This is a genomic window from Oceanobacillus salinisoli (assembly GCF_009733865.1).
Lineage (GTDB): Bacteria > Bacillota > Bacilli > Bacillales > Amphibacillaceae > Oceanobacillus > Oceanobacillus salinisoli.
Map to the genome: position 1 here is coordinate 1 of NZ_WOFB01000047.1, position 10,834 is coordinate 10,834.

The 10,834-nt window shown below is 38.2% G+C and carries 8 protein-coding genes; all 8 read right to left on the reverse strand.

What is annotated here, in order from left to right:
* Window positions 1-269: 269 nt before the first annotated feature.
* On the reverse strand, window positions 270-1,247 hold the full coding sequence (locus tag GMJ66_RS19770; RefSeq protein WP_156292039.1) for an electron transfer flavoprotein subunit alpha/FixB family protein: 978 nt from the start codon (window positions 1,245-1,247) through the stop codon (window positions 270-272).
* Between the two features lie 27 nt (window positions 1,248-1,274).
* Window positions 1,275-2,048 carry an electron transfer flavoprotein subunit beta/FixA family protein gene (locus GMJ66_RS19775; protein WP_156292040.1) on the reverse strand — a complete coding sequence of 258 codons (774 nt, stop codon included), beginning with the start codon at window positions 2,046-2,048 and terminating at the stop codon, window positions 1,275-1,277.
* Between the two features lie 31 nt (window positions 2,049-2,079).
* Window positions 2,080-2,853, reverse strand: coding sequence for an enoyl-CoA hydratase (locus GMJ66_RS19780; RefSeq protein WP_156292041.1), 774 nt, complete (start codon window positions 2,851-2,853; stop codon window positions 2,080-2,082).
* Between the two features lie 51 nt (window positions 2,854-2,904).
* Window positions 2,905-3,495 carry a TetR/AcrR family transcriptional regulator gene (locus GMJ66_RS19785; RefSeq protein ID WP_156292042.1) on the reverse strand — a complete coding sequence of 197 codons (591 nt, stop codon included), beginning with the start codon at window positions 3,493-3,495 and terminating at the stop codon, window positions 2,905-2,907.
* A 171-nt stretch (window positions 3,496-3,666) separates the two neighbouring features.
* Window positions 3,667-5,346, reverse strand: a complete 1,680-nt coding sequence (locus GMJ66_RS19790; protein ID WP_156292043.1) for an AMP-binding protein — start codon at window positions 5,344-5,346, stop codon at window positions 3,667-3,669.
* A gap of 378 nt (window positions 5,347-5,724) precedes the next feature.
* Window positions 5,725-6,132: a DUF350 domain-containing protein gene (locus GMJ66_RS19795; RefSeq protein WP_156292044.1), complete on the reverse strand. Its 408-nt coding sequence runs from the start codon at window positions 6,130-6,132 to the stop codon at window positions 5,725-5,727.
* Window positions 6,133-6,360: 228 nt separating this feature from the next.
* Window positions 6,361-8,700, reverse strand: a complete 2,340-nt coding sequence (locus GMJ66_RS19800) for an endonuclease MutS2 (RefSeq protein ID WP_156292045.1) — start codon at window positions 8,698-8,700, stop codon at window positions 6,361-6,363.
* Between the two features lie 14 nt (window positions 8,701-8,714).
* A complete protein-coding gene (gene polX, locus GMJ66_RS19805; RefSeq protein ID WP_156292046.1) occupies window positions 8,715-10,439 on the reverse strand; it encodes a DNA polymerase/3'-5' exonuclease PolX in 1,725 nt (574 codons plus the stop codon).
* Between the last annotated feature and the right edge of the window lie 395 nt (window positions 10,440-10,834).

Consider the following 10,834-nt stretch of genomic DNA (forward strand, 5'->3'; position numbering starts at 1 on the left):
ACAAGCGAGAGCAACACAATAGTGTATTTCCGTAGTGATAGAATACCTGTAATTAAATAAATCAGAAGTCTATATAAAATATTAATAACGTTATCCTGAAATAAGCAACTAATCTTTTCGGTGGGTGAGTTGCTACAGTCCCGTTTTTTGGAAAACTTGCAAAAACACCTTTAAAAAACCTGATTAAAAAAGCCTAAACCACTAAACTGTTTAGGCTGTAAATTTATATGCTATTTTTTTATCTATAATAATGGAGCTGCTATGTGTTGTTAGCTAACTGCTACTTTTTTAAATTCTTCTATTAACATTGGGATCACTTCAAACAAATCCCCAACAATACCATAATCAGCAATATTAAAGATATTTGCTTCTGGATCTTTGTTAATTGCAACGATTACTTTGGAATTTGACATACCAGCAAGATGCTGAATAGCTCCGGAAATTCCAACTGCTATATATAAGTCCGGGGTTACAACCTTACCTGTTTGCCCAATTTGCAAGGAGTAATCACAGTAGTCTGCGTCACATGCTCCACGAGAAGCACCGACTGCCCCGCCTAATACATCTGCTAACTCATAAAGAGGCTTAAACCCATCAGCACTTTTCACACCTCGACCACCAGCAACAATCACTTTTGCTTCCGATAAGTCAACACCCTCAGATGTCTTACGAACAACCTCTTTTACAATTGTACGTAAATCTTTAATATTCACTTCAACTTGACTTATATCACCAGTACGGGAAGCATCCCGATCTAAAGCAGTAATATTATTCGGTCTAATTGTTACAAAAGGCATTCCAGAAGTAATCACTTTCTTTTCAAAAGCCTTACCGGAATAGATTGGTCTTATGAATACAGGCTGTTCCCCATCCACCTCAATATCCACTGCATCGGATATTAAACCGGTATCTAATTTACTGGCCAGTTTTGGTGATAAATCTTTGCCGATAGAAGTGTGCCCCATAACAATACCATCCGGGGACTCCTGTTCCACTACTGCAAGGACCGCCTGACCAAAAGCTTCTGATGTATACGATTTCAATTTATCGCTTTTTACGGTTACCACTCGGTTTGCACCATAGTAAATAAGTTCTTGAGCTAAATTCTCCAAATCATCATCGGCACCTACTACACCAACAATCTCAGCATCCTGTTTTATCTTTCTTGCAGCGGCAATTGCTTCAAATGTTACGTTACGAATTTCTCCTTCTTTCGTTTCTGCAATAACTAATACTTTTTCACTCATGTCATTCTCTCCCTTCTACCTTCACTATTAAAGTACTTTCGCTTCATTTTTTAGCAGGGATACTAATTCCTGCACCTGGTCTTGTACGTCACCTTCTAAAACTTTTCCAGCTTCTTTTTCAGGGGGCAGGAATACATGGATGGTTTTTGTTTTCGGTTCCACATCATCTTCCTCCAGATCTAAATCATCCAGTTCCAGTTCTTCCAGCGGCTTCTTCTTCGCTTTCATAATTCCTGGTAATGACGGATACCGTGGTTCATTTAAACCTTGCTGACATGTTACGAGCAACGGTAATTTCGTTTCAATGACTTCTACATCACCTTCGACATCCTTTTCTATATTAACGTTGTTTCCATCTATCTTTAAATCCGTTATGGTCGTCACATATGGAATTCCCAGCAGTTCAGCAACTCTAGGTCCTACTTGTCCACTCGCTTCATCAATGGCAACATTCCCAGCTAAAATTAGATCCACTTCTCTATCTTTGAAAAACGCTTCCAATATTTTCGATGTTGTAAATTGGTCTCCTTCTTCCAAATCTTCCTCTATATTAATCAACACAGCTTTATCGGCACCCATTGCTAATGCTGTTCGCAATTGTTTTTCAGAGTCTTCATCGCCAATGGTTACAACCGTTACTTCCCCGCCATGCTCATCACGCTGTTTTATAGCTTCTTCCACCGCATACTCATCATATGGGTTAATAATGAATTCTGCGCCGTCCTCTTCAATCGCTCCATTTGATACAACAATTTTTTCTTCCGTATCAAAGGTCTTTTTTAATAGTACGTAAATATTCATCTAGAAATCCTCCTTTATCTGTTCAAAATGGTTACTGGTCCTGAAAATTAGGTTTGCGTTTTTCTAAAAATGCTTGAACTCCTTCTTTCGCATCAGCAGATCCAAATACCTTCCCGAAAGCAATTGCTTCCTCCTGCACACCTCGATCAAATGGTTCTGATTTTGAAGAAAGAACCAAATGCATCAATTGTTGAGTTGCAGGCTTACTCATGGAAGCAATTCTTTCTGCTAATTTGGTTGCTACCGGAACTAGTTCTTCTTCACTCACCGCTTTATTAGCTAAACCATACGAATATGCCTCCTTACCAGATATCGGTTCACCTGTCAACACCATTTCGTAAGCCTTTGCATTTCCGACATATCTAGGTAAACGTTGCGTTCCGGCATAACCAGGGATAATCCCAAGTGTAATTTCAGGCAGCCCCAATTTAGCATTTTCTGTAACGATCCGCATATGGCAGGACATGGCCAGTTCCAGTCCTCCACCTAAAGCAGCACCGTGTACAGCTGCAATCACAGGAATAGAGAAATTCTCTATTCGATCAAATAACTTCTGCCCTCGTTCTGAAAAGGATTGATAATCAGAAGAGTTCTGAAGAGAAGTAAATTCTTTTATGTCTGCTCCTGCAGAAAAAAACTTCCCTTCTCCTTTGATAACCATTGCCTTCATGGTTTCTTCCTTTTCAATTTCATCCAGTTTCTCATCTAGTTCACTTAATAGCTTACTAGATAATGCATTAGCTGGAGGACTTTGAATCGTAAGGTGTGCAACATGATTACTACGTTCTAATCGGAAATTCCCCAAATACTCTCCCCCCTTTTCTATATTGTAATAGAATTTAGTCAAAATTTAAACTTATTTTTTTATTCGACAAATTCCGCCAAGTAATAACTGATGTACTTGATCTATTTCTTCTAATAAATCATACTTGCATTCCTTCATCACCCAGTTTGTAACCATTTCATCCATTGTTCCGAATATCATTTGTCTTACTAACGGTGTTTTCAAATCTTCCCGGAATATGTTTTCTTCTATACCATCCTCAACAATGTTATCAATCACCGTCAAATAAGGTTTCAGGACCTTATTGATTTCCAGACGCAATTCGTAATTCGATTGCCTTAATTCAAGCTGTGTGACGATAGCCAGATGATGATCGTTTGATAGCTGGCTGAAATGCATTTCGATTAATGTTAATAGCTTTTCATCCGCATGTTTCTTTTTACTCGTTTGATCTACAATTTTCTCTATAAACTGCCCCATCTTTTCTTTAAACATCGTAATTAATATATCTTCTTTATTTTTAAAATAAAGATAAATCGTTCCATCTGCGACTCCTGCTGCTTTTGCTATTTTAGAAACTTGTGAACCATGATACCCATTTTCAGCTATCACTTTAACAGCCGCTTCAATGATTTGATGATACTTAGGCCGATTGTTTTTCATTTTTTTTCTCCTTATACTTTAAAAGAGTTATTCAACATGAGGTTTCTCCCCTATATCCTGCATACAATGAATGAATAATCATTCATACTTTCATACTAAACGAAACAAATTCATCATGTCAATACAAAGCTTGTCCGAAAATAGTGTAAAAAAAGAAACAATACAGGTTTTTTAGACTCTTTCTTTTTCTTCTTCCACTAATTTTCTTCTAAGAATTTTACCAACTGCAGTCTTTGGCAATTCATCACGAAATTCATATATTTTAGGAACCTTATATGCAGCAAGATTTTCTCTTGTAAAGGCATTCAACTCTTCTTCACTTACTTGATATCCTTCTTTTAGCACCACATATGCTTTTACGGTTTCACCACGGTATGGGTCAGGAACACCAGTAACAACTGCTTCTTGAATGGCCTTATGCTCATATAATACTTCCTCTACTTCCCTTGGATAGATATTATAGCCGCTTGCAATGATCATATCCTTTTTTCGATCGACAATATAAAAATATCCAGTCTCATCCATATAACCTAAATCTCCAGTAAATAGCCAGCCATCTTTTAATACTTTCTCTGTTTCTTCGGGGTTTTTCCAGTATCCCTTCATAATCTGTGGACCTTTTACAGCTATTTCACCCACTTCACCAACCTCTGCTTCTTCCAATTCGGAATCCACACGAAAAATTTTAGCATCCGTATCCGGCCATGGCACTCCTATACTACCATTCACTCTCTTCGTCCATATAAAATTCGCATGGGTAACAGGCGATGATTCAGTCAATCCATAGCCCTCCACCAATTTTCCTCCGGTTAATTTCTCAAATTCCTCCTGCACTTCAAGGGGCAGTGGGGCTGATCCACTTAAACACGCCTCAATGGACGATAAATCATACTTATACAACTCCGGATGGTTTAACAGTCCAATATAAATGGTTGGCGCACCAGGAAAAAGCGTCGGCTTTTGCTTTGAAATCGTTTTCAAAATGTCGTTCGTATTAAACTTAGGCATCAATATCATCTTAGATCCTTGTAATACTGAAAAATTCATTACTGTTGTCATCCCGTACACATGAAAAAATGGAAGGACTGCTAATACAGATTGACGTTTGTTCTTTGTTTTATACAACCAGGCTTTACACATTTGTACATTGGCAACTAAATTATAATGAGTCAGCATAACACCCTTAGGATTTCCAGTTGTCCCACCTGTATATTGGAGAAGCGCCAAATCTTCCTTTGAATTGATTTCCACCTCTAAATAATCATCGCTGGCAGTCTCCATTTTTGTCCATACATGTGTTTCCTCTGTCTGTTCTGCCTTAACGACCATATTATACTCCCGTTTTTGTATGAAAGGATAAATCAAATTCTTTGGAAAAGGCAAATAATCTTTAATCCCCGTTACAATAGTATGCTTGACATCTGTATTCCCTCGTACTTTCTTGACCTTTGGCAATAAAATATCTAAACACACCATAAACTTTGCTTCCGAATCGATTAATTGAAATTCCAGTTCCCTTTCGGTATATAGTGGATTCGTTTGAACAACGACACCACCAGCCAATAAAGCTGCATAATAGCTAATAACGGATTGCGGACAATTTGGAAGCATGACAGCTACTTTATCACCCTTTTTTAACCCAAGTGACTGAAAGTAATTTGCCATTTTTTTAGATTGCAGGTAAAGTTCGGAATATGTCATTTCCTTTCCCATAAAATGAAGTGCAATTTCTTCCCCATCACGTTGTGCGCTTTCCTTCAGAAAAAAATGCAACGGCTTTTCAGCATATGTTATGCTAACAGGTATTTCGCTCGGATAATGATCATGCCATCTTTTCTTCTCCATTTGCATTCCTCCTTTAGTCTTATTATAATCATTATACCGATAAATTTCTATTTTTAGAAATTTTATTTAATTTTTTTTATCATTATAGTGCGTATTCAAAAAGGAGGATGAAAAGGACCGAGAAGTTCGAGGCGGTGAAAGCTCCCGGCACCGGAATGTACATCAAAAGGTACATGAGGAGCGGAAAAGAGAGCCAACGAGCTTCCACAGGACGTGGGCGGTTTTAGTAGAAGGTCCTCTATAGATGTGTCATTTTCACCGGGCTTTTTGAACAACCTCTTATAGAAAATAAATAATACCCGCGATAAAGAAAACTACTGCTACAACAATCAAAATCTTTGCTAACCTTTCAAAGACCATTTTTATTCTCCTCTACCATTCTGTTTATAAAATACTTGCACCAATAACAAATGAAAGCCCAATAGATATCATCATGGATATGAATCCTACTGCTTTATTTCCTTTCCCTATCTCTTCATCCACCTTAATAGATGGGGTTAAAAATTCAAAAATAACATAACCAAGCAGCAGCAAGATAAAACCAAACGTTCCCCATCCGATACTTTGAAAAATCGTGTCGTTGTGCTCAATGGAATAGCGAAAAATCGTGGCAATTCCAAATAATTTCCCCCCTGTTGCCATAGCAACAGCTAAATTCCCATTTTTTATCTCTTCCCAATTTTTATAGGACGTAACTACTTCAAAAATGGCCAGAAAAACTAATGTACATAATACAACAACACTATACCTTGCTGCAGTGATGACGACTACACTTTCCCAAAACATCTCCATAAACTAACTCCCCCTTCTGCTCTAAGCCTTAAGCCTTCTTTATAATCGCATCTCTTATTCAAATCCTTCATCCACAGCACTTGTACCTTAGCATGAAAATAGCCACTTCCCAGTTACAATGAACTTTTAGATGCTATCCACAATTCTTAGCATTGTAAAGGACGCGGCTAATTTTCTTCTTTGTCAAACCAATATACAGCTAAACTAACAAAATGAAGAGAAATTGCGTTAGCGAAATTCGATGACCGTTACTCCACTGCCGCCTTCACCACTAGAACCTGGTCTCGACGAAGCAATATTAGGATGGTTCTTCACAAAATCCTGTACTCCTTTACGTAAGGCACCGGTTCCTTTCCCATGAATAATCGATACTTTCGGATAACCAGCAAGTAAACTATCATCAATATATTTTTCCAGTTTTAACAGTGCATCTTCATATCGCTCTCCACGTAAATCCAATTCGGTTTTTACATGATAATTGGTTCCTTTAATGGTAGCAACCGGTTTTTCAAAGGTTTGTTTTGGCTTTCCTAATAATTGAAGGTCTTTACGCTTGACTTTCACCTTCATGATTCCTACTTGCACCAAATATTCATTTTCACTTACTTTTTCCAATACTTCTCCCTTTTGATTTACTGTTAATAATTTTATTTCATCTCCAACTTGAAGTTCATTGCTTTCTTTCGGAGAAATCTGTTGATGTTCTTTTTTATTTGTGAGGCTTGGCTTAGCCTCTTCCAGCATTTTTCTCGCTTCAATCCATTCATGTTCCTTCATGTCTACATTGGATTTCATTTTCCTGATTTCATCAACAATTATTTCTGCTTCTTCCCGGGCTTTCGCTACCGCATTTTCAGCCTTTTCTTCGGCCTTTTTAAAAAGTTCTTCGCGTTTATTCTGGAATTGTTTCCATTCCTTTTCCAGCTGCTCCCGTAAATTTTCACTTTCCAGCAATACTTCGTGAGCTTTTTGATAATCCTTTTCTGCAGAAAGTTGCGATTGTTCCAGAGAAGAAATCATGTTTTCCACACTTTTCGAATCTACTCCGACAAGTCCCTTCGCACGTTCGATAATTGGCTCATCTAACCCTAATCGTTTGGAAATCTCAAATGCATTACTTCTTCCTGGAACTCCTATTAACAACCGATATGTCGGCTGTAAAGTTTCCACATCAAATTCAACGGAAGCATTAATCACATGATCACGATTATAACCATACGCCTTTAATTCAGGATAGTGAGTTGTGGCAATGATACGAGCATCTCTTAAAATGACTTCATCTAAAATGGCCATGGCAAGTGCTGCACCTTCACCAGGGTCTGTACCTGACCCCAATTCATCAAATAAGACAAGTGATTCATTGTCAACATGTTTAATAATATCGACTATATTTGTCATATGGGATGAAAAAGTACTTAAGTTCTGTTCAATCGACTGTTCGTCCCCAATATCCGCAAACACTTCTTTAAAGACTGCAAGTTCACATCCATCGAGCGCAGGAACTTGTAATCCTGATTGAGCCATTAATGTACATAAACCGACCATTTTCAGTGTAACGGTTTTCCCCCCTGTATTTGGACCTGTAATAACGATAGATGTGTAGGAGTCCCCAATTTCAATATCATTTGGTACGACTTCATCAAAAGAAATTAACGGGTGGCGTGCCTGCTTCATCTTAATGATTCCCTGGTCATTCATTTCAGGTTTGGATGCTTTCATCTGATTTCCCAGAAGTGCTCTTGCATGAATAAAGTCGACTTTTGCTAAAACCGAAACATTTTCAAATAAAAATTCACTTTGTTCTGCAATGGATGCACTGAGTTCTTTTAAAATCCGGTCAATTTCCTGTTTTTCCTTTACACGGGCAGCCTGTAATTGATTGTTTAAGTCCACAACTGCTTTTGGTTCCATAAAAAGAGTTTGGCCGGATGAGGACTGATCGTGCACGATTCCACCAATTGCAGCCCGATATTCTTGCTTCACTGGTAATACATAACGATCATTTCGAATGGTTACAATAGCATCCGACAACATTTTGCTATTCGTTCTCGTATAGCTATCCAGCTTTTCTCTAACTCTTCCTTCCAGTGTTCGAATCGAAGTACGAATGCTTCGTAATGCAGAGGATGCACTGTCCATCACCTGACCGTGGTCATCGATACAATTTTTAATTTGCCGCTCCAGCTCGCGCAGTGGGGTAATGCGTTCCACGAGTTCTTTTAAAATAGGCAAACCTTCTTCCAGATTTTCAATAAATGTTTTAACTTGACGGCCGCCATAAATCGTATTTGCCACATCAAGACACTCTTCTGTTGATAGACTGCCACCAATAACACTTCGCTTCACACTCATACGGATATCCGTTATTCCGCCTAAGGGTATCGTTTTATTTAACCGAATGATTTGTGAAGCTTCATCCGTTTCATCCTGCAGCCTTGTTACTTCTTCTATATTGGAGGAAGGTTTTAATTTCGATGCATAGTCTTTTCCTATGGATGTAGCTGCCTGATTGATTAATTGTTCTATAACTTTATGAAATTCTAATACACGAAGAACTCGTTCGTTCATGCTTATATACTCCTTTAAAACGATTTATTCCGGTTGAAATAGCTGATTAATTTTTCTTTATCCCATGTATTGATGACTGTATCTTTATGAATCCAGCCTCTTCTTGCTGTTCCAACCCCATAATTCATGTGGCCGAGCATTTGATAACTGTGGGCATCTGTATTAATTGCCAATAAAACACCGGCTTCTTGTGCTTTTCTAACCCATTCAGCCGACAAATCCAGGCGATTAGGATTCGCATTAATCTCTAAAGCAGTATTGGTTTGCTTTGCCTTTTCAATAAGTCTCTCGACATCAACTTGATAACCATCACGTCTTCCAATTAATCTTCCGGTCGGATGGGCAATTAAGGATACATACGGGTTTTCTAGAGCTGCGTATAGTCTGTCCATAATTTGTTCTTCCGATTGCTTAAAACTAGAATGAATAGCGCCAATGACAAAGTCCATTTCTCTTAGAAATTCATCAGAGAAATCTAAGCTTCCATCAGGTAATATATCCATTTCAACTCCTGCAAATATATGAATATCCCTATGCTTTTCATTTAACTTGTATATCTCTTCTCGCTGTTTTCGTAAACGGACTTCATCCAACCCATTCGCAACACGCAAATACTTCGAATGATCGGTAATCGCCAAATACGAATAGCCTTTCTGCCGTGCTTGTTGCACCATTTCTTCTAAGGATTGAGCACCATCACTATATGTCGTATGCATGTGGAGATCACCCTTTATATCATCCAGCTCAATGAGAGGATAATTTTCCTGAAAGGCTTCTACTTCTCCTGTGTTTTTCCGAACTTCAGGAGGAATATAGGTTAAACCGAAATGGTAAAAAAACTCTTCTTCACTGGAAAAAGTTGCAATTTCACCTGTTTCTTCATTTTCAACCCCGTATTCACTTATTTTTTCTCCCCGGGATTTCGCCAATTGTCTCATGGCAACGTTATGGTCTTTGGAACCTGTAAAATGATGAAGGGTCGTTGCAAATTCATTAATTGATACGAGTCTAAAATCCACATTAATATCATATACATCATCAATGGTTAAGGAAACCTTTGTACTTCCTTTTGCAACAACATCCTTTATTTCTGGAATATTAAGTAATTGATCACGAACGGATTCTGGATTATTTGTTGCAATGATAAAATCGAGGTCTTTAATGGTTTCCCTCATCCTGCGCAAACTTCCCGCCAGCGAAAATGTCTCCACATCCTTCAACGTTTTTAAATATGCTTCTATTTTTTCTGCCACAGGTATCATATTGGAAATCGGTAACCTCTCCGGCCGGCTTCCCGCCTCCTGTAAAGCAGCCAGTATCTTTTCTGCGGTTTTCTTTCCAAATCCGGAAAGCTTTTCCACTTCACCTGCCTCACATGCCGTTTTTAATGATTCAGCATCGGTTACATGGAGTTCCTGATATAGTTTAGCTAACTTTTTTCCGCCCATTCCTGGGAGGTTTAATAATGGAACTAAACCCTGAGGAACTTCTTTTTCCAATTGCTGAAGCACTTCCGATTGTTCCCTTTCGATGAATTCCACAATCACTGCGCTTGTCCCTTTCCCAATTCCTTTTATCTTCGTAAAATCTTCTATATCCGACAGAGACCGGTCATCTCGTTCTAATGCTTGTGCAGCTTTTCTATATGCGGATATTTTAAATGGATTTTCACCCTTTAATTCCAAATATATTGCAATTTTTTCCAATAACTTGATTACATCTTTTTTATTCACTGCCATCTATTTCACCTTTTCATCTATTATCCATATTAAAAGACTGATTCCTTATGTTAATACTATTGTACATGACATACAATTGTATAACTAATAAGATGAACCAGCCTTATAGAGGATGTTCAAAAAGTCCGGTGAAAATGACACATCTATAGAGGACCTTCTACTAAAACCACCCACGTCCTGTGGGCAAAGTAGAAGTCACCACATCCTGTGGAAGCTCGTTGGCTCGCTTTTCTGTTGCTCACGTTTTAACTGCATACGTTCCGCTACCCAAAGCTTCACTGCCTCGAACTTCTCGGTCCTTTTCATCCTCCTTTTTGAACACGCACTTATAGAATATTTATAATGTAAATCTTTTCTCTATGGGGATTTTCTCCGCCACTAACATTCTAGAGATA